Source organism: Actinomadura sp. 3N407, assembly GCF_052245875.1.
Taxonomy (GTDB): Bacteria; Actinomycetota; Actinomycetes; order Streptosporangiales; family Streptosporangiaceae; genus Spirillospora.
The window spans coordinates 120,252-139,122 of the sequence record NZ_JBQQBP010000001.1 but is presented as its reverse complement, the minus strand read 5'-3'; the positions used below and the strand labels follow the sequence as shown (position 1 = coordinate 139,122).

Annotated in this window: 20 protein-coding genes; 13 read left to right on the top strand and 7 right to left on the bottom strand. The window is 70.9% G+C overall.

All coding sequences use genetic code 11. The features are described from left to right. Positions 1–7: 7 nt before the first annotated feature. Entirely contained in the window at positions 8–1,555 is a 1,548-nt protein-coding gene (locus tag ACTWPP_RS00600; RefSeq protein ID WP_443102021.1) for a bifunctional phosphatase PAP2/diacylglycerol kinase family protein, read from the bottom strand. Between the two features lie 215 nt (positions 1,556–1,770). Here ACTWPP_RS00600 and ACTWPP_RS00595 point away from each other — a divergent pair, with 215 nt between their 5' ends. The 7 genes from ACTWPP_RS00595 (at position 1,771) to ACTWPP_RS00565 (ending at position 8,811) form a co-directional block, all read left to right on the top strand. Next, positions 1,771–2,739, top strand: coding sequence for an ABC transporter permease (locus ACTWPP_RS00595; protein ID WP_443102020.1), 969 nt, complete (start codon positions 1,771–1,773; stop codon positions 2,737–2,739). Continuing rightward, positions 2,732–3,523, top strand: a complete 792-nt coding sequence (locus ACTWPP_RS00590; RefSeq protein ID WP_443102019.1) for an ABC transporter ATP-binding protein — start codon at positions 2,732–2,734, stop codon at positions 3,521–3,523. The genes ACTWPP_RS00595 and ACTWPP_RS00590 overlap by 8 nt, the downstream gene beginning before the upstream one ends. A 231-nt stretch (positions 3,524–3,754) precedes the next feature. After that, positions 3,755–5,212, top strand: coding sequence for an ABC transporter substrate-binding protein (locus ACTWPP_RS00585; protein ID WP_443102018.1), 1,458 nt, complete (start codon positions 3,755–3,757; stop codon positions 5,210–5,212). 34 nt (positions 5,213–5,246) lie between these two features. Beyond that, entirely contained in the window at positions 5,247–6,320 is a 1,074-nt protein-coding gene (locus tag ACTWPP_RS00580) for an ABC transporter ATP-binding protein (protein ID WP_443102017.1), read from the top strand. Next, on the top strand, positions 6,317–7,261 hold the full coding sequence (locus tag ACTWPP_RS00575; RefSeq protein WP_443102016.1) for a carbohydrate ABC transporter permease: 945 nt from the start codon (positions 6,317–6,319) through the stop codon (positions 7,259–7,261). The genes ACTWPP_RS00580 and ACTWPP_RS00575 overlap by 4 nt, the downstream gene beginning before the upstream one ends. A gap of 23 nt (positions 7,262–7,284) precedes the next feature. Next, complete coding sequence (locus ACTWPP_RS00570; RefSeq protein WP_443102015.1) at positions 7,285–8,223, top strand: carbohydrate ABC transporter permease; 939 nt, start codon at positions 7,285–7,287, stop codon at positions 8,221–8,223. A 66-nt stretch (positions 8,224–8,289) separates the two neighbouring features. Next, on the top strand, positions 8,290–8,811 hold the full coding sequence (locus ACTWPP_RS00565; protein ID WP_443102014.1) for a YbhB/YbcL family Raf kinase inhibitor-like protein: 522 nt from the start codon (positions 8,290–8,292) through the stop codon (positions 8,809–8,811). 60 nt (positions 8,812–8,871) lie between these two features. Here the strand turns inward: ACTWPP_RS00565 and ACTWPP_RS00560 are convergent, their stop codons facing one another. From ACTWPP_RS00560 to ACTWPP_RS00550, 3 genes are all read right to left on the bottom strand, one after another. Then, positions 8,872–9,021: a hypothetical protein gene (locus ACTWPP_RS00560; RefSeq protein ID WP_443102700.1), complete on the bottom strand. Its 150-nt coding sequence runs from the start codon at positions 9,019–9,021 to the stop codon at positions 8,872–8,874. Further along, positions 9,018–9,269 (bottom strand): SCO4225 family membrane protein, encoded by a 252-nt coding sequence (locus ACTWPP_RS00555; RefSeq protein ID WP_443102013.1) that lies wholly within the window; start codon positions 9,267–9,269, stop codon positions 9,018–9,020. Before ACTWPP_RS00555 ends, ACTWPP_RS00560 begins: the two co-directional genes overlap by 4 nt. Positions 9,270–9,371: 102 nt before the next feature. Further along, positions 9,372–10,688, bottom strand: coding sequence for a KamA family radical SAM protein (locus ACTWPP_RS00550; protein ID WP_443102012.1), 1,317 nt, complete (start codon positions 10,686–10,688; stop codon positions 9,372–9,374). 391 nt (positions 10,689–11,079) lie between these two features. Between ACTWPP_RS00550 and ACTWPP_RS00545 the strand changes: the two genes are divergently transcribed. The 6 genes from ACTWPP_RS00545 (at position 11,080) to argS (ending at position 16,727) form a co-directional block, all read left to right on the top strand. Beyond that, positions 11,080–11,805: a DUF998 domain-containing protein gene (locus ACTWPP_RS00545; RefSeq protein ID WP_443102011.1), complete on the top strand. Its 726-nt coding sequence runs from the start codon at positions 11,080–11,082 to the stop codon at positions 11,803–11,805. Continuing rightward, on the top strand, positions 11,802–12,677 hold the full coding sequence (locus tag ACTWPP_RS00540; RefSeq protein WP_443102010.1) for an alpha/beta fold hydrolase: 876 nt from the start codon (positions 11,802–11,804) through the stop codon (positions 12,675–12,677). The genes ACTWPP_RS00545 and ACTWPP_RS00540 overlap by 4 nt, the downstream gene beginning before the upstream one ends. Further along, positions 12,674–13,039 carry a hypothetical protein gene (locus ACTWPP_RS00535; RefSeq protein ID WP_443102009.1) on the top strand — a complete coding sequence of 122 codons (366 nt, stop codon included), beginning with the start codon at positions 12,674–12,676 and terminating at the stop codon, positions 13,037–13,039. Before ACTWPP_RS00540 ends, ACTWPP_RS00535 begins: the two co-directional genes overlap by 4 nt. 55 nt (positions 13,040–13,094) lie before the next feature. Continuing rightward, a complete protein-coding gene (locus ACTWPP_RS00530) occupies positions 13,095–13,553 on the top strand; it encodes a hypothetical protein (RefSeq protein ID WP_443102008.1) in 459 nt (152 codons plus the stop codon). A 134-nt stretch (positions 13,554–13,687) separates the two neighbouring features. Beyond that, on the top strand, positions 13,688–14,920 hold the full coding sequence (gene plsX / locus ACTWPP_RS00525) for a phosphate acyltransferase PlsX (protein ID WP_443102007.1): 1,233 nt from the start codon (positions 13,688–13,690) through the stop codon (positions 14,918–14,920). Between the two features lie 61 nt (positions 14,921–14,981). Next, positions 14,982–16,727 carry an arginine--tRNA ligase gene (gene argS, locus ACTWPP_RS00520; protein ID WP_443102006.1) on the top strand — a complete coding sequence of 582 codons (1,746 nt, stop codon included), beginning with the start codon at positions 14,982–14,984 and terminating at the stop codon, positions 16,725–16,727. Positions 16,728–16,763: 36 nt separating this feature from the next. Here the strand turns inward: argS and ACTWPP_RS00515 are convergent, their stop codons facing one another. The 3 genes from ACTWPP_RS00515 to ACTWPP_RS00505 are packed head-to-tail and all read right to left on the bottom strand — an operon-like array spanning position 16,764 to position 18,866. Further along, entirely contained in the window at positions 16,764–17,660 is an 897-nt protein-coding gene (locus ACTWPP_RS00515; RefSeq protein WP_443102005.1) for an LLM class flavin-dependent oxidoreductase, read from the bottom strand. Beyond that, entirely contained in the window at positions 17,657–17,932 is a 276-nt protein-coding gene (locus tag ACTWPP_RS00510; RefSeq protein WP_443102004.1) for a DUF2630 family protein, read from the bottom strand. Before ACTWPP_RS00510 ends, ACTWPP_RS00515 begins: the two co-directional genes overlap by 4 nt. Then, entirely contained in the window at positions 17,910–18,866 is a 957-nt protein-coding gene (locus tag ACTWPP_RS00505; protein ID WP_443102003.1) for a hypothetical protein, read from the bottom strand. Before ACTWPP_RS00505 ends, ACTWPP_RS00510 begins: the two co-directional genes overlap by 23 nt. Positions 18,867–18,871: the final 5 nt, after the last annotated feature.

Here is an 18,871-nt window from a genome sequence, read left to right as displayed (position 1 = left end):
TCAACGTTCAGGCGGCGCCGGCGGTGGCGTCGGCCGTGCAGAACACCGCCAGGGCGCCGGTGTGCTTGCCGAACCGCAGCGAGGCGGGCAGCGAGGAGAGCTCGCCGTCCCGGGCCAGCCGCACGCCCCCGGACGGCGACACCACCTCCAGGCGGCTCGCCTGCCACGCGCGGTAACCGGGCGTGATGTGCAGGTGCCCGACCAGGATCGCGGCGAGCGCGCGGACGCGGGGGACGCGGCGTCCGGTGGCGACCATCCGGACGTCGAGCCGCCCGTCGTCGAGGCGTTCGCGCCAGGTGGGCGCCGCGCCCCGCGAGCCGTAGACGCAGTTCCCGACGAACCCCAGCCAGACGCTGCGTCTCCGGCCGTCCACGACCAGTTCGACCGGCTCGGAGTGCCGCAGCGTGCGGGCGGCGGCGATGGCGAGCGCCGGCCACTTCCCGAGCCGGTGCTCCAGCCGCTCCCGCCGGTCGATCATCTCGGTGTAGGCGCCGAAACCGGCGGTGTTGAGGAACAGGTGCTCCTCGTCGCGCCCGTGCTCGCCGGCCGCGGGTGTGACGTAGGAGACGTCGACGCGGCCGAGCCGCCCGTCCCGGTAGGCGGCGATCGCCTCCGTCGCGGACTCCATGCCGAGCGCGCGGGCGAAGTGGTCGAACGTCCCGCCGGGGATGACCAGCAGCGGGACGCCGTGTTCCAGCGCGGCCCGCGCGCCCGCGTTCACGGTGCCGTCCCCGCCGATGACGGCGAGCACCGCGGCCCGCCCCGCCGCCTCGCCGAACACCTTGTCGATGTCCTCGTCCGGGCCGTACCGGACGATCTCCGCCGCCGGCAGTTCCCGTTCCACCAGCCCGATCGCCATCTCCGCGCGGCCCGGCAGGATCCCGGCGGTCGCCTCACCGGACACGCCCGAGCCGGGATTGACGACCGCGACCAGGCCCCGCCCGTCCTCGGTGACCGGCCCGCCCTCGGCGCCGGCGTCCTCGGCCCGGGTCACGCGGGCCACCGGAGGCCGCGCGGGCCACACCACCCGCGTCCCGACCGCGGCGAGCGCGCCGATCCCCATCCCGGCCAGGACGTCGCCCGGATAGTGGGCGCCGGTGTAGACGCGGGCGAACGCCACCGCCGCGGCCGTCGCCGTGACCGGCACGGCCACCCGGCGCGGCGCCTCCAGAGCGACGCCCGCCGCGAACGCGGCGGCGGACGCCGAGTGGCCGGACGGGAAGGCGTGCGACGTCGGCAGCTTCCAGCGGATCCGGATCGGCGGCACCAGATCCACGACGGGGCGTTTGCGGCCGAACGCGTGCTTGCCGAGGACGTTCACCGCCGGGCTCGCCACCGCGATCGCGATCGAGCCGCGCAGCGCCGCGCGCCGCAGCCCGGCCCGTCCCGCGAGCCCCATCACACCCGCGGTCGTGAACCACAGCACTCCGTGGTCGGCGAACCGCGACAGCCTCGGCAGGACGTACTCCAGCCCCGGCAGCCGTGCCGCCGCGACCCGGTCGAACGCCCACCGGTCGGCCCGCCCGAGCCTGCGCAGCAGCCGGGAACGCCGCACGCTGGAAGGCAGCAGGCCCGGCCGGGGTTCCTGTGCCGGGCGGCGGCCGGGCCTGCGAACGGGCCGTGACGGCGCGGGAGTCCGCCGATTGTGGTTGACGCGCATGACCGGGGTATCCCCAGGGAGGCCGACATGATTCCGTTAAGATCTCAAATCGGGGGTCACATGCGGGCACACGTCACTCTCGACTCATCGACTGCAATAAGCTTCGCGGCATGAGTCACCCGGAACGGCTCGGTTCCCCGGGTGGCGAGTCGGTCGGAACGATCGCGGAGCCCCATCACGTGAACGAGACGCTGGCCGACTACGCCGCACGGCATGGGCTGAGGCAGAGCGCGGCGCGCCCCCCGCTGCGCAAATACCTCCAAAGTGTGTGGGCCCGGCGGAACTTCATATGGGCGTTCGCCTCCGCCAAGAACATCTCGATGTACAGCGACTCGCGCCTCGGCCAGGTGTGGCAGGTGCTGACACCGCTGCTGAACGCGGCAGTGTACTACCTGGTCTTCGGGTTGCTGCTGGGCATCAGCCGCGGCGTACCGGACTTCATCCCGTTCCTGGTGACCGGCGTCTTCCTGTTCGGCTTCACGCAGCGGTCCGTCACCGCCGGGGCCAAATCCGTCGGGGACAACCTCTCGCTGATCCGGGCGCTGCACTTCCCGCGGGCCACGCTGCCGCTCGCGATCGCGGTCGTGGAGTTCCAGCAGCTGCTGATGGCCCTGACCGTGCTGTTCACGATCATCATCGCCTTCGGCGAGCCGTGGTCGTTCCACATGCTGCTGTTCGTGCCGGTGGTGTTCCTGCAGCTCATGTTCAACGTGGGCATCAGCATGGTGATGGCCCGGCTGGGCGCGTTCAACCGCGACATCACCCAGCTCCTGCCGTTCGTCATGCGCACCTGGCTGTACATGTCCGGTGTCATCTTCAGCCTGCCCTCGCTGATGGAGCGGGGCAAGCTGGCCGAGTACCCCTTCCTCGGCGAGCTCCTGCAGCTCAACCCGGCGTACGTGTACCTGGAGCTCAGCCGGTACGTCCTGCTGGGCGAATACCGGAACTACGTCCAGACGGACCTGGGCGTCACCTCGTCGGCGCACCTGTGGCTGTACGGCCTCATCTGGTCCGTGGTGATGCTGGTCGGCGGGTTCATGTACTTCTACAGAGCCGAGGAGCGATACGGCCGTGGCTGACACCAAGGTCCGGGGGGCCGTCGACGTCGACCCGCACCGGGACCCGATCGTCGTCGTCGACGACCTGCACATCATCTACCGCGTCTACGGGGCGGGAGGGAAGGGCAACGCCGCGTCGGCCTTCTCCCGTGTCCTCCGCCGGCAGAGCCGCCCCACGATGACCGAGGTCCACGCGATCAAGGGCCTGACGTTCGTCGTCTACCGCGGGGAGGCCGTCGGCATCATCGGCACCAACGGTTCCGGCAAGTCGACGCTGCTCAAGGCGATCGCGGGGCTGCTGCCGCCGCACAAGGGCGGCGTGTACACCGATGGCCAGCCGTCCCTGCTGGGCGTGAACGCGGCCCTGATGAAGGACCTCACCGGTGAGCGCAACATCGTCCTCGGCTGCCTGGCCATGGGCATGACCCCTGCGGAGACCAAGTCCCGTTACAAGGAGATCGTGGACTTCGCGGGGCTCAAGGAGGGGTTCATCCAGTACCCCATGCGGACGTACTCGTCCGGCATGGGCGCCCGGCTCCGGTTCGCGATCGCCGCGGCCAAGACCCACGACGTGCTGCTGATCGACGAGGCCCTCGCCACCGGAGACGCCCAGTTCAAGGTCAAGAGCAAGCGCCGGATCGAGGAGCTGCGCAAGGAGGCGGGCGCGGTGTTCCTCGTCGCCCACCAGCTGGACGTGATCAAGGAGACCTGCGACCGCGTCATCTGGATCGACGAGGGCCGGATGCACATGGACGGCGAGCCGGACGAGGTCATCGCCGCCTACACCGAGGCCACCGGGAAGTAGCGGCCGCCGGAAGGTGACGGGGCGGCGCGGCGGCACCACGGAGAGAGTAAGGCCAGCTGAAACATCGGGTCAGTGGTTTGTCAGGGTCATCGAAGAGCAACGCGAGTGACCTTTGGGACCGGTGTTGCCCGTGAGACCACAGTGACACCGAGTTACCGGATCGTCTCTGGATGAAACGGCCTCGTCGATCTACCTTCGAGGGGAGACCTTCAGCGGCGAGGGAGACTCCCGATGGCCGACCGGCTCAGTACCCCCCGAGGGGGCACGACCCCCCACACCCCCCGCACCGACTTCGCCGGAATCAGCAGACGCGGATTCCTGTCCTCCACGGCGCTCGCCGCGGGCGCGTACGGACTCTTGGCGGGATGCGCCAGCGAGTCCAGCGGACCGCAGGCGAAGAACTCCGGTAACGCTCCCAAGGAGGTGTTCACCTCCCCCGCGTCGAAGCTGAGCGGCTCGCTCAGCATCCTGATGTGGAGCCACTTCGTGCCCCGGCACGACAAGTGGTTCGACAAGTTCGTCGCCGACTGGGGTGAGAAAGTCGGAGTCGACGTCCGCGTCGACCATGTCAACACCGTGGACGTCCCCCGCCGCGCCGCGTCGGAGATCCAGGCGGGACGCGGACACGACCTCATCCAGCACATCGCGCCGTTCTCGCAGTACGAGCCGTCCGTCCTGGACATGTCCGACGTCGTCCAGGAGGCGAACCGGCGGTGGGGACAGCAGCAGGAGCTGTGCCGCAAGTCGAGCTACAACCCGAACACCGAGCGGTTCTACGCCTACTGCCCCGGCTGGACGCCCGACCCCGGCGACTACCGCAAGTCGATGTGGGAGAAGGTCGGCATGCCGAACGGCCCGGCCAGCTGGGACGACCTGCTGCGCGGCGGCTCGGAGATCAAGAAGCAGACGGGGGTGCCGTGCGGGATCGGGCTGTCCCCCGAGACCGACTCGAACATGGCGGCGCGGGCGCTGCTGTGGTCGTTCGGCGGCTCCGTCCAGGACGAGAACGAGCAGGTCGTGATCAACTCCGACGCGACGGTCGCGGCCGTGGAGTACATGACCCGGCTGTTCAAGGAGGCCGAGACCAGCGAGGTCTTCTCCTGGAACCCGGCGTCCAACAACCAGGCGCTCATCGCCGGCAAGTCGTCCTTCATCCTGAACTCGATCTCGGCGTGGCGGACCGCGATGGGCACGAACCGCACGATCGGCGACGACATCTTCTTCGTCCCCGCCCTGCGCGGCCCGAAGGCGTCGTTCGCGGCGCAGCACGTGATCCAGCAGTGGATCGTCCCCAAGTACGCGGAGAACGCGGACGCGGCGAAGGAGTTCCTGCTGCACTACACGGCCAACTTCCCGGCCGTGACGTACCACTCCGAGCTGTACGACCTGCCGGCGTGGCCGTCGCTCGTGCCGCAGCTGAACGGCTGGTTCGACAACGACCCGTGGGGCGCCAAGCCCGCGAACAAGCTCAGCCTGCTGAAGGACGCCGTGTCGTGGAGCGCCAACATCGGCTACCCGGGCCCGTCCAACCCCGCGATCGGGGAGACCTTCAACACGCACATCCTGCCGACGATGTTCGGGCGCGCCGCCCGCGGCCAGGCGTCCCCCGCGGACGCCGTCGCGGAGGCGGAGAAGAGCATCAACTCGATCTTCGAGAACTGGCGCTCCCGCGGCCTCGTGGGCGGCTGATCCCGTGCACATCCTCTGAGCGGAGGCGAGGTCTGTGAATACCGTCGAAGTGAAGGGGCTGGTCAAGGCGTTCGACGGGCATCTTCGGGCGCGGCGGGGGCGGTCGGAGCACGTCCTCGCGCTGGACGGCGTGGATCTGGCGGCGGAGCCCGGGGAGTATCTCGTGCTCCTCGGGCCGTCCGGCTGCGGGAAGACGACGTTGCTGCGGACGATCGCGGGCCTGGAGCAGCCGACGGAAGGCGAGGTGCTGATCGGCGGGAACGTGGTGAACGGGCTCCCGCCGCGGGTCCGGCAGATCGCGATGGTGTTCCAGTCGTATGCCCTCTACCCGCACAAGACGGTGATGGACAACATCGTCTTCCCGCTGCGGGCGGAGGGCATGGCCCGGGAGGAACGCGACCGCAAGGCGAAGTGGGCGGCGGATCTGCTGGAGATTCAGCCGCTGCTGCGCCGCAAACCGCGCCAGCTGTCGGGCGGGGAGCGGCAGCGGGTGGCGCTGGCACGCGCGCTGGTCCGTGACCCTGCGGTGTTCCTGCTGGACGAGCCGCTGTCCAACCTGGACGCGAAGATGCGCGCGACGGCGCGGGACGAGCTGAAGCGCTTCCAGGAGCGCGTGGGGACCACCACGATCTACGTGACCCATGACCAGGCGGAGGCGATGGGCCTCGGTGACCGGATCGCGGTGCTGGAGCGGGGCCGCGTCCGGCAGATCGGGACACCGCAGGAGGTGTACGACGACCCGGCCGACACGTTCGTCGCGACGTTCATCGGGTCCCCGCCGATGAACCTCGTCAAGCGCGGTGACCGGCTGGTGGGGTTCCGCCCCGAGCATCTGCTGCCCGCCGAGAACGTCGCGGCGGACACGCGGGTGACGATGCCGCTGCACGTCGACCGGATGGAGTACCTGTCGGGCGACCGGCACGTGTACGGGACGGTGACGGGCATCGGCGAGGAGACCCGCGTCATCGCCCGGCTGCCCGCGACCGTGGGGACGCCGCTGGAGGCCGGGGAGACGCACGAGTTCGCGGTGCCCTCGGACCGGCTCCGGTTCTTCGACGCCGAGGGGGGAACCCGGGCGGCCGCGGTGCCGGTCGGGGACGCCCCATGACGGACGTGAAGACCGAACCGGAGCCGGACACGGCGCGGAGGCGTGACAGGCGCACGAAGGCGGGGCTCGCCGACCGTGACGGGTTCCTCGCGTGGGTGATGCTGCTGCCGTCGGTCATCTACATCATCGCGCTGGTCGGCATCCCGTTCCTGCTGGCGATCGCGTTCGCGTTCTCGGACGTGACGACCGGTGACCCGTCGTTCGACTTCGTGGGGTTCGCCAACTTCGCCGAGGTGTTCGAGGACCGGGTGTTCTGGCGTTCGCTGCGGAACACGCTGGTCTTCACCGCGGTGAGCATGGTGCTGATCGTCGTGCTCGGGAAGATCCTCGCCAACATCCTGGTCGCCGACTTCCGCGGCAAGTGGTTCGTCCGGTTCCTGATCCTGCTGCCGTGGACGACGCCGGTGGCGCTGTCGACGATCTCGTGGCTGTGGTTCCTGGACTCGATCTTCTCGCCGGTCGACTGGGTGCTGCGCCAGGTCGGGCTGATCGACGCGAACGTCGTGTGGCTCGGCCGTCCGGGCACCGCGATGGCGTCGGTGATCGCCGTGCACGTGTGGCGGCTGACGCCGCTGGCCGCGGTGATCGTGATGGCGGGGCTGATCGCGATCCCCCGCGACATCGACGAGGCCGCGCGGATCGACGGCGCCGGGTTCTGGCGGCGGATGTTCGAGGTGACGATCCCGATGACGATGCCGGTGATCGCCGTCGCCGCGCTGTTCGGCGCGATCCTGACGTTCACCGACATGACCGTCCCGTACGTGCTGACGCGGGGCGGCCCGACGCACTCGACGGACGTCCTGGCGTCGTGGGCGTACTTCCGCGGCATCGAGGGCGGCGACGTCGGGCAGGGCGCCGCGATCGCGCTGTTCCTGTTCCCGCTGCTGCTCGCGGCCGCGATCGCGATCCTGCGCGCGGTCCGGCGTCTGGAGGCCCGATGAGCCCCGAGCGGAGGCGAGGAAGTTTGCGCACGGCCCAGCGGTCCGGCAACGAGTCTTCCGGCGGCGGGGCGCCCGCCGGGAAGGCGTCCGGCGACGAGGTGGAGCGGCTCCGCCGGCGGTACGGGCGGCGACACGCGGCGGCCAGGTGCGGCGTGTACGCGGCCGCGATCATGGCCGCGCTGCTGTGCGCGCTGCCGTTCCTGTGGAGCGTGATCAGCGCGTTCAAGCAGAACCAGGACCTGTACAACCCGGAGAGCAACCCGTTCTTCTTCAACATGCCGGCGACGCCCGACCATGTGACGTTCCTGTTCACCGACACCCCGTTCATGACGTTCGTGGTCAACACGCTGATCGTCGGCGCGGCGGTGGTGGCGGTGACGCTGGCGCTGGCGCTGCCCGCCGCGTACTCCCTCGCGCGTCTGGACCGCCCGTGGGGGACGCCGATGGGCATCGCGATCTTCCTGGTGTATCTGGTGCCGCCGTCGCTGCTGTTCCTGTCGCTGACGCGCGTCGTGGTGGCGCTGCACCTGGAGAACACGCTCTGGTCGATGATCGTCGTGTATCCGACGATCACGGTTCCGGTGTCGGTGTGGCTGCTGATCGGGTTCCTCAAGGCCGTCCCGAAGGACGTGGAAGAGCAGGCCATGGTGGACGGCTACAGCCGTCTCGGCGCGTTCCGGCGGGTGGTGATGCCGCTGGTGTTCCCGGGGATCGTCGCGGTCGTGGTGTTCAGCTTCACGCTCACGTCCAGCGAGTTCGTGTACGCGCTGGCGTTCGTGTCGGCGAGCCCGGAGATGGTGATCAGCACCGGGGTGCCGACCCAGCTGGTCCGGGGGGACGTCTTCTTCTGGCAGTCGCTGCAGGCCGCCACGGTGATCACGGCGGTGCCGATCGCGTTCCTCTTCAACCTGTTCCTGGACCGTTTCGTCACCGGGTTCACGATGGGAGCCGTCAAGACCTGACCGCCCCTGATAGAGATGGAGGGGCAAGCAGATCTTTGACGCGCAGTCCCCGACTAGGAGGTCGCCATGGCCGGCAAGCCACCGCTTCCGCACGAGCACCTGCCCGAGGTTCCGTCGTTCACCGTCACCAGCGACGACGTCACCGACGGGGAGCGTCTCCCGGACGGGCAGGTGTTCGACGACTGGGGTTTCGGCGGCGGCAACCGGTCGCCGCACCTGCGCTGGTCGGGGTTCCCCGCCGAGACCGAGAGCTTCGCGGTGACGTGCTTCGACCCGGACGCGCCGACCGGCAGCGGCTTCTGGCACTGGGTCCTGTTCGACATCCCCGCGGACGTGATCGAGCTGCCCACCGGCGCCGGCACCGAGGACTCCAAGGTCGGTGTCCATGCCCGCAGCGACTTCGGGGTGAAGGCGTACGGAGGCGCGGCCCCGCCGCCCGGCGACCCGCACCGCTACGTGTTCACCGTCCACGCCCTGGACGTGGAGTCGCTCGGTCTGGACTCCGACACGTCCCCGGCCGTGGTCGGCTTCAACGTCACGGCGCACACGCTGGCCCGCGCCACGATCGTCCCCGAGTACGGCAGCTGATCCGGCCGCCGCCGTCGCGGCGGCGAGCGCGATGTGCCTGCGGGCAGCGCCGCGGCGTGTCTAGGCCGTGCCCGCGAGGACGTCGCCGACGGCCGTGCGGCGGTAGAGGACGGAGCGGCCGCTGCGCTCCTTCGTGACGAGCCCGGACGCGCGCAGCACCGCGAGATGGTCCCCGACCCCGCCGACGCTCATCCGGAGGCGGGCGCTCAGCCAGGTGGTGGTGGCGGGGTCGGCGAGCAGGCGCAGCAGGTCCGCCCGGGTACGGCCGACCAGCTTGCCAGCGGGGCCGTGACGAAGATGAGCCAGACGCCGATGAAGCCGGGATCGTCCGAGAAGAGCACGGCCGCGAGGACCACCGCGCTCACCACGAGGACGACGACGGTGTACGCGGCGGCCGGCACGAGCCGAACCCGGTGGGCCGTGCTGGGCGCCGCGGCGGAAAGGCGGTGGGGGAACATGCGATCATCCTCGTCGCATGACGATGATCGCCGCCTGGGCGTTCGTACTCAGCCGGGGCCGGTCCGGTACTCAGCCGGTCCGTGACCGGCCCCCGCTGCCTCTTACGTCTGCCAGGGGAAGCGGTCGGCGAAGGCCGGCTTCAGTTCGTCCAGCCAGACCGCGGTGGGGTCGTACTTGGCGAAGAACGGCTTGCCGACCAGGTCCGCGTCGCGGCACTGGATGAGGTGGAGCGCGAACGCCTTCTCGCCGGCCAGGTCGACGACGCCGTCCACGCAGACCTTGCCCGGCGTCGCGGACATGGACGGGCCGCGGACGGTGCGGGCGAGGCCGGAGACGTTCTTGTAGGCGTCCCGGAAGATCTCGTACGCGTCGGCGAGCGGGACGGCGAAGTAGTCCTGCGGGCCCGTGTCACGCTCGACGAACATGTAGTACGGGATGAGGCCCATCCGGGTCTGGGTGCGCCACATGCTCTCCCAGTCGGCGACGCTGTCGTTGATCGTCCGGATCAGCGGGGCCTGGGTGCGGATGATCGCGCCGGTGTCGCGGATGCGGCGGCACGCCTCGGCGACCATGAGGGGTTCGAGCTCGCGCGGGTGGGAGAAGTGCGCCATGAACGCCAGGTTCTTGCCCGACTCCACGACCTGCTCGAACAGGCGGAGCATGTCGTCCGCGTCGGGGTCGGTGACGAACTTCTGCGGCCAGTAGGCGAGGGACTTGGTGCCGATGCGGATGGATTCGAGCTGGTCGAGGTCCAGCAGCGGTTCGATGTAGCGGCGCAGCACCGACTCGCCCATGATCATGGCGTCGCCGCCGGTGAACAGGACGCTGGTCACCTCGGGGTGGGAGACGAGGTAGTCGCGCAGGGCGGTGACGTCGTCGCCGGCCATCTTGAGGTCGGCCTCGCCGACGAACTGGGCCCAGCGGAAGCAGTACGTGCAGTACGCGTGGCAGGTCTGGCCCTGTTTGGGGAAGTACAGGACGGTCTCGTCGTACTTGTGCTGCATTCCTGGGATCTTGCCGTCGCCGAAGCTCGGGATGTTGAGTTCCATCTGCCCGGCGGGGTGCGGGTTCAGCTTCATCCGCACCCGGTGGGCGGCGGCCTCGACCTCGGCCTTGGGGGCTTCGCGGCGCAGGAGGTCGGACAGGTGCGCGACGTCCTCGGGAGGGAGCATGTCCTCCTGCGGGAAGACCAGCCTGTAGATCGGGTCGTCGGGCGCGGCCGACCAGTCGATGAGCTCCTCAATGACGTACGCGTTCGTCCGGAACGGCAGGACCGTGGCCACCGCCCGGGTCGCGAGGCGCTGCGCGGGCGACAGCCCCGCGCGAGCGGTGAGCTCGTCAAGGTGCTTCGCCGTGAAGGCGCGGAACTTGCGACCTGTGGATCGCACTGCTGGCGCCGCGTCGTTCACCAGTGTCACGTGTTGGTACTCCTTGCTGTCAGCGGGGAAGCGCACCCCCGGGGGCGTCGTCACGGAACGTGATCGGACCTGCTCTGGTCACCCCCATTCAACCGTTTGGGGCGGGTCCATGCCGAATTGATACCCCCTACCTGGTAGTAAAAAAGCTGGTCAAGGACGATCCCGACAAATCGCCTGGACATCATCGTTGACGTTCCGTCCGTTGTACAACGACTACGGCACGTCAACTTCTCCGTCAGCAGAGGGTGAAGTCCCGTCGCCGCACCGGAGGCGGACGCGGGCGATGGATTCTGCCAGCGGTTTCGCGGCGACCCGCGCCCCGTGTCACACCACGCCGCGAGTTCGGAAATACTGGGCCGGGCGGCAGGGTCGGGCGGCGGAGGGGGGTCTGGTGAACTCCGACGAGCGTGACGGGCCGGGGATCGTTCCCGCACCGGTGATCGTCCTGACCGTGGTCGCGGCCCTCGCCTACGCGACGTTCCTGCTGGGGAGCGTGCTCAACCCCGACCTCGACTTCTTCAACGGCTACGTGAGCGAACTGTCGGCCGCCGACCAGCCGTTCCACTACGTCTACAGCGCCGGAGACCTCGTCACCGGCGTCCTGACGATCCTGGTGGCGCTCGGAACGCTCCGCAAGCTCACGCGCAGGCCCCTGGCCACCGCCGGATGGACCTTCCTCGGCCTGTTCGGCCTGTTCGCCATCGGCGACGCGGTCTTCCCCCTGGACTGCGCACCCAGCCTGGACACCTGGTGCGCGCTGCGGGAGCGTTCGGGGCACGTGTCGTTCTCCCATCAACTCCACGCGGTCACCAGCAGCGCCGTGATCATCTGCTGGCTGGCGGCGCTTGTGCTGCTGTCCCTGGCGGCCAGCCGGTACGGATGGTGGCCGGCCCTGGCACGCTGGGGCCGGCGGCTGGCGCTGACGCAGACCGTCCTGGCGGCGTGCACACTCACGGCGATGTACATGGGGCAGTGGCTCGGGGTCGTCCAGCGCGTCCAGATCTGCGTCCTGTGCCTGGGGCTGCTGGTCATCGCCCGGGCCCTGTACACCGACCGGCGGGACGCGGCGCACGCCGCACGGGACGTCGCGGCGGCGAGAGAGAGGGCTCGGCTGTGAGCGAGATCGTGAACGTGGGACGCGAACAGGTGCACGTGGTCGAGTCCGGGCCGGTGGACGGAGTTCCGCTGCTGCTGACCGCCGGGCTGGGCGGCGCCTGGTTCGACTGGGTCCCGACCGTCGAGCTGCTGCGGGACCAGTACCGGGTGACGGTGTTCGACCGTCCGGGGCTCGGCCTCAGCCCGGCCGGGAACGCGCGGCCCACCCTCCGGCGCGACGCCGCGACCCTGGAGGCCCTGGCGGAGCGGGCCGGACGGCCCGTGATCGTCCTCGCGCACTCGATGGCCGCGTTCCACGCCGAGGCCCTCGCCAGGCTGCGTCCCGGCCTGGTCGGGGGGATGGTGCTGGTCGACCCGAGCTACGAGCGCGACCCGCGCGCGGCCATCCGCCTGGCGGCCGTGCTGACCCCCCTGGCCACGGCGACCGGGGCGGTCCTCGGCGCGACGCGGCTGGCCAAGGTCGCCGGGCCGTGCGGACGGCGGCTGATCCTCCGGAAGACCAGCCGCCGCGACGAGGCCGTCCCGGACCACGTCGTCCGGTCGGTGTACGGGCGCGGGACGGTGGTCGGAACGGTCATCGCGGAGGAGCTGGCCTACCGGGAGATGGCGGCCGACCTGGCGCGGCTGCGCGAGCGGCGCCGGTTCCCGCCCGTCCCGCTGGTGGTCGTGACCGCGCTCGGGGACGTGACGGAACCGGACGAGAAGCACGAATGGGCCGAGGGCCACGCGCGGCTCGCCGCGATGAGCCCGCACGGGAGCCGGGTCGAGCTGCCGGACGCCCTGCACATGGTGCCGCTCGACCGGCCCGACGTGCTCGCCGACGCGGTCGCCGAACTGCGCCGAGCGGAAGCCGCAGTGGGAGACACGCCGTGAGGCGGCCCCCCGCGGCCATGCTCGCCGCGCTGCTCGTACTCGTCCTGGGGGCGTCCGGCTGCGAGACGACGCAGCGGATCTCGGAAGGGGCGTACCGCAACGCCGTCACCGGCGGCACCGTGGAAGAGCTGAAGGCACAGGGCATCGAACTGCGCAAACGCCCCGACTGCAAGACACCCGACATCAAAACCCGCTCCGTCGTGCGCGTGAACTGCACCGCCCGCACCTGGACGGGCGAGCCGGTCACCGTGGACGGTGTCGTCCACCGCGCGGACACCCGCCGTCCCCGCGAGTCCTACATCGTGACCGTCGGCGGTCGCGAGGTGCTGCGCAAGGACTGCCTCGGCGCCGGCTGCCGCTGAGGACCCGCAGGGCAACGAATCCGCATACGGAACGAAAAGATCGACCACTGACCGCATGCACCCGCGTACCGCCGGTGACACCGTCATGGTGGAGATGAGTCGCAAGATCCGGCAGATAGGCCGCAAGAAGGCACTGATCCTGGGGTCCGCCGCGCTTCTCGTGCTCGTGGTGGCGGGCGGCGGCGCCTTCCTGCTGCTGTCCGACCGCGAAGAGCTGACGTACGAGACCCAGTCCGCGCTGCGCAAGGCGCTGCCGGTGACGGCGGCGGCCGAGCTGCACGAGCGCGGCGTGACGCTGGCGTCGCCGCTGAAGTGCGAGGACCTGCCCGGCTGGACGAAGGAGAAGCTGCGCGTGTCCTGCACCGGCACGACCTCGGACAAGAAGCCGGTCGAGGTCCTCGGCAGCGGCGAACGGGAGACGGCCGAGAGCCGCTACACGATCCTGGTGGACGGTCGCCCGGTCGTGGAGAACGCGCCCTGCCTGGGCGCCGACTGCCACGCAGAGGAGGGCTAGGCCTGATCAACGGGACGGGGTGACGATCACCACTCCGGGCGGGTGCCGCCAAGACGGGTGAAAGAACGTCCTACGATGCGATGAGCTGCGTTCTTGCGGCGCACCGCATTTCCTTTCACCCTCCTGGAGCGGCCATGACCGGCACTGGCGAGCCGCCCCGCCCGGCGACGCCTCGCCGTCAGGCCCCCCGCCAGGGAGGGTCGCGCCGCCAGGCGGCGGTCCGTCCGCTGCCGATCGCGGTCGACACGATGGGCGGCGACCACGCCCCCGAGGAGATCATCGCCGGGGCGGTGGACGCGGTCCGCGAGCACGACGTCCGGCTCGTGCTGGTGGGGCAGGCCTCAAGGATCCGCCGCGAGCTGGACCGGTACGGCATCGTCGGCAAGATCCCGATCGTGCACGCCGACGAGGCCCTGGACATGGGCGAGGGCGCGCTGGCGAGCTGGCGCAAGCCCCGCTCGTCCATCGCGATCGCCTGCCATCTGATCAAGCAGGGGCGGGCGTCGGCGCTGGTGTCGGCGGGCAGCACGGCGGGCGTCGTGGCGACGTCGCGGCTGCGGCTGAAGGGCCAGCAGGGCGTGATGCGCCCGGCGATCGCGGTGACGCTGCCGACGCGGCCGCGCCCGACGATCCTGCTCGACGCGGGCGCCACCACCGACGTCAAGCCCGAAGGGCTCGTCCAGTTCGCCGCGCTCGGCACCGCGTACGCGCAGATCCTGCTGGGCCTCGACCGCCCGTCCGTCGGGCTCCTCAACATCGGCGCCGAGCCGGGCAAGGGCAACAAGCAGACCAAACGGGCGCACGAGCTGCTCACCGGCGGCAGCCACGGCATCGAGTTCGCGGGGAACGTGGAGGGCCACGACCTCCTGACCGGGCGGGTGGACGTCGTCGTCGCGGACGGGTTCACCGGCAACATCGCCCTCAAGACCATGGAGGGCACCATCCGGACGGCGTTCGCGGAGGTCCGCGACACGATGACGGCGAGCCCCGCCGCGCGGATGGGCGCGCTCCTCCAGCGACGCCGCCTCCAGGACCTCCGCGACCGCCTCGACCCCGACACCTACGGCGGCGGTGTGCTGCTCGGGCTGAACGGGACGGTCGTCATCGCGCACGGCGCGTCCCACGCCCGCGCCATCACCTCGGCGTGCGAACTCGCGCACCGGCTCGCCGCCGGGCGGATCGTCGAGCGGATCCGCGAGCAGGTCGCTTTGACCCGCACGTCCCGGTTCGGGCGCTGGACGCACGGCGACCGCGACGGCACCGACAGACCCGCCGACAACGCCCCGCAGCCGGACGCCCGTCCGGGCGGCGGGGGACCCGCCGGAGACACCGTCCCCGATCGCATGGAGCCGCCCGCCACCCCGTAGCCGGCGGGACACGGCGGAAAACCGGGTCCGGGCCGGGGCACCGCGCCGATAGCCTTGTGACATGCCCGATCCGCAACTCGTACTCGCCGCCCGGGTCCAGGCCGCACTCGGCGCCGCCTTCGGACCGTCGTACGCGGACACCGACCCGGTCATCCGGCCGTCGCAGTTCGCCGACCTTCAGGCCAACGTGGCACTGCCGCTGGCCAAGAAGCTGGGCCGCAGGCCGCGAGACGTGGCCGAGGAGATCGTCGCGAACCTCGACACCGCCGAGGTCGTGTCGGACGTGCAGGTCAGCGGGCCGGGCTTCATCAACCTGACGCTGAGCGACGGCTGGATCGCCGCCGAGGCGCAGTACGCCCTGGAGGACGAACGGCTCGCCGTCCCCGCCGCGGACAAGCCGCAGAAGGTCGTCGTCGAGTACTCGTCGCCGAACGTGGCGAAGGAGATGCACGTCGGACATCTGCGGACCACGATCGTCGGGGACGCGATCGCGCGGATCCTGGCGTTCCTCGGCCACGACGTCGTCCGCGACAACCACGTCGGCGACTGGGGCACCCCGTTCGGCATGCTGATCGAGCACCTGGTCGACATCGGCGAGGACGCCGCCGCCCGCGGCGACTCGTCCGTCAGCGACCTGACCGCGTTCTACCAGGCCGCGCGGGAGAAGTTCGACGGCGACACCGAGTTCGCCGACCGGTCCCGCAGCCGGGTCGTCGCGCTCCAGGCGGGCGACGCCGAGACGCTGCGGCTCTGGCAGGTCCTCGTGGACGTGTCCAAGCGGTACTTCAACGCCGTCTACGGGCGGCTCGGCGTCACGCTCACCGACGACGACATCAAGGGCGAGAGCTTCTACAACGACCTCCTCGCACCGACCGCCGAGGAGCTCGAGGACAAGGGCATCGCGGTGATCAGCGAAGGGGCGCTGTGCGCGTTCCCGCCCGGGTTCACCGGCCGCGAGGGCGAGCCGCTGCCCGTGATCATCCGCAAGAGCGACGGCGGCTACAACTACTCCACCAGCGACCTCGCCACGATCCGGTACCGCGTCGACACCGAGCACGTCGACCGGATGATCTACGTGGTGGGCGCGCCGCAGTCGCTGCACTTCCAGATGGTGTTCGCCGTGTCGCGGATGGCCGGCTGGCTGAACGGCGACGTCAAGGCCGAGCACGCCCAGATCGGCAACGTCCTCGGCACCGACGGCAAGATCCTTCGGACCCGGGCCGGCGGCACCGTCAAGCTGTCCGAACTGCTGGACGAGGCCGTCGAGCGGGCGGGCGCCGCGTTCGACGAGGTCCAGCACGACGAGTCGTTCGACGAGGCGACCCGCGCCGCGATCGTCCAGGACGTGGGCATGGGCGCGGTGAAGTACGCCGACCTGTCGGTCGCCCGCGACAGCGAGTACGTCTTCGACCTCGACAGGATGATCTCGTTCCACGGAAAGACCGGCCCGTACCTGCAGTACGCGGTGGCACGGATCCGGTCGATCTTCCGGAAGGGCGGGCTGGCGCCGGAGGACGCGACCGGCCCGATCGTTCTCGGCCACCCGGCCGAGCGTGCGCTGGCACTGGAACTGCTCGGGTTCGGCGCCGTCCTGAAGCAGGCCGGCGACACCGCCGAGCCGCACCGGCTGGCGAGCTACGTCTACTCGGTCGCGGACGCCTACACGACGTTCCACGAGAACTGCCCGGTGCTGAAGGCCCCGGACGAGGCGACGAAGGCGTCCCGGCTGGCCCTGTGCGCCGCGACCCTGCGCACCCTGACCACCGGCCTGGCCCTCCTCGGCGTCCCCACCCCCGACCGCATGTGAGTACTCGACCCTTGGTCACAGGGCCCGGCGCCAAGGTCACTGCATCAAGACGCGTTCACGGGTGACCTGTTCGCGGACCGCCGGGACGACCTCCAGGGCGAACACGGCGAGTTGTTCGGGGTCGCCGCCGAACAGGAACGAGTCGATGCCGTGGCCGATGGCCAGTTCCGTCAGCTCGTAGATCCACTGGCGTGGCGGGCCGTGCAGGAAACCCCGCGAGTCCCGCCCGTCGACCGAGCCCTCCAGGACGTAGACGCGGCGGATCTCGGCGGGGTCGCGGCCCGCACCGGCGGCGGCGTCGTCGAGCCGCCGCTGGCCGTCGGCGAGCTTCTTCGGCGGGACGAGCGACGACGGCGCGATCCAGCCGTCGGCGACGCGTCCGGCGAGGTCGAGGCCGCGCGGGCCGGTGACGCCGAGCCAGATTCCGATCTGGTGCGCGGGCACGGGACCGCTCTGCATCGCCGTGAACCGGTAGTGCTCGCCCTGGAAGCGCAGCCCGTTCTGGTCGCTCCAGTGCAGCCTGATGATCTGCACGGCCTCCTCAAGGGCCCTGCGGGCCGCGGTGCCGCCGAGCCGTCCCGCCCCGTACGCCTCGATGCCGTCCCAGGACGTTCCCGCGCCGAGGCCGAGTTCGACGCGGCCGCCGCTGAGCCGGTCCATCGTCGCGATCGCCTTGGCCAGCGCGGCGGGCGGACGCAGCGGCAGGCACGCCACCGCCGGCAGCACCCGGATCCGGGACGTGACGGCCAGCGCGGACGCCATCAGCGCGGGCGCGTCCGCCGTGTCACGCCGGTACGGCTGGTCGCGGACGCCGAGGAGGTCGAGGCCGTACCGGTCCGCGTCCTGCGCGGTCCGGATCAGCGGGACGGACGCGTCCGGTGCGAGGGACACGCCGAAGCGCAGCGGCCCGCGCCGCGCCCGCGCCGGGGTCACTGCAGATAGCCTTCGACCTCGTCCGGTGGCCGGACCCGCTCGCCGCCGGGGTCCCCGCCGGCCTCGAGCCGGGCCCGGCGGCGGCGCAGCAGGTCCCAGCACTGGTCGAGCGCGACCTCCAGCCCTTCCAGCCGCCGGTGCTCCTCCTCGCGCCCGAGTTCGCCGCGCTGGTAGCGCTCGCGGAGCCGCTGCTCCTCGCCGACGTACTCGTCGATGCGGGCCAGGATGTCCTTCTCGTCCATCGGCCCGTCAGCGGCCACGGTCGCCGGCATCGGTGAGTCCGCTGAGGAACCCGCCGTCGGTCCGGGTCGAGTGCTGGAGCGAACCGGGCTTCGGTTCGACCATGGGCGCCGCGGGCGCGGCGGCCGTCTTCGACTCCTCCACCGCGCTGCGGGCCGGCGTCTTCCGGGCCGTCGTGGACCTGGCCGTCTTCGGCTTCGCCGCCGACGAGATCCCGGACCCGCGCGACGTGCCGGACTTGGCGGCCGAGGTCGTCCGGGACGCCGCGGGCTTGCGGGCCGCGGTCGTCTTCTTCGCCGTGCCGGACGCCTTCGCCGCCGCCGTGGACGACCTGCGCGACGTGGTCGACTTGGCGGAGCCCGCCCGGGCCGACGTCGTCGACCTGGAGCCGCTGCTCGCCGCCGTCGTCTTGCGGGTCGTCCCCGACTTGGACGGCGTGCTCTTCTTCGCGGTGCTCTTCTTCGCCGCCGTGCTCTTCGCCGCGGTGCTCTTCGCCCCGGTGCTCTTGGTGCCGGTCGACTTGGCCGTGGTGGTGATGACCTTCGCGGCGGCGTCCATCGCCTTGGCGGCGTCGCTCATCGCCTTGGTCGCGCTGGTCATCGCCTTGGTCATCGCCGTCATGGCCTTCGCCGACGAGGACGCCTTGGTCGCCACCGACTTCATCTGCGTGGCGGCCGTCTTGGCCTGGCTCGCCGCGTTCGTGACGCGGGTCGCGGCCGTCGACGGCGACGTCCGGCCGGCCGGCGCCGTCTTCTTCGCCGCCGTGCTCTTCGCCGCCGCCTTCTTCGCCGTGCCGCCCTTGGACGCGGTCGAACGGCTGGTCGTGGTCTTGGACGACGACTTCGCGGCCGACGTGCTCTTCGCCGCCGGCTTCCTGGCCGTCGTGGACTTGTTCGCTGACGTGTTCTTCGCGCGACCGGCCGTACCTCGGCTCGACGTCGTGCGCGATGCGGTCTTGGTAGGCACTGATC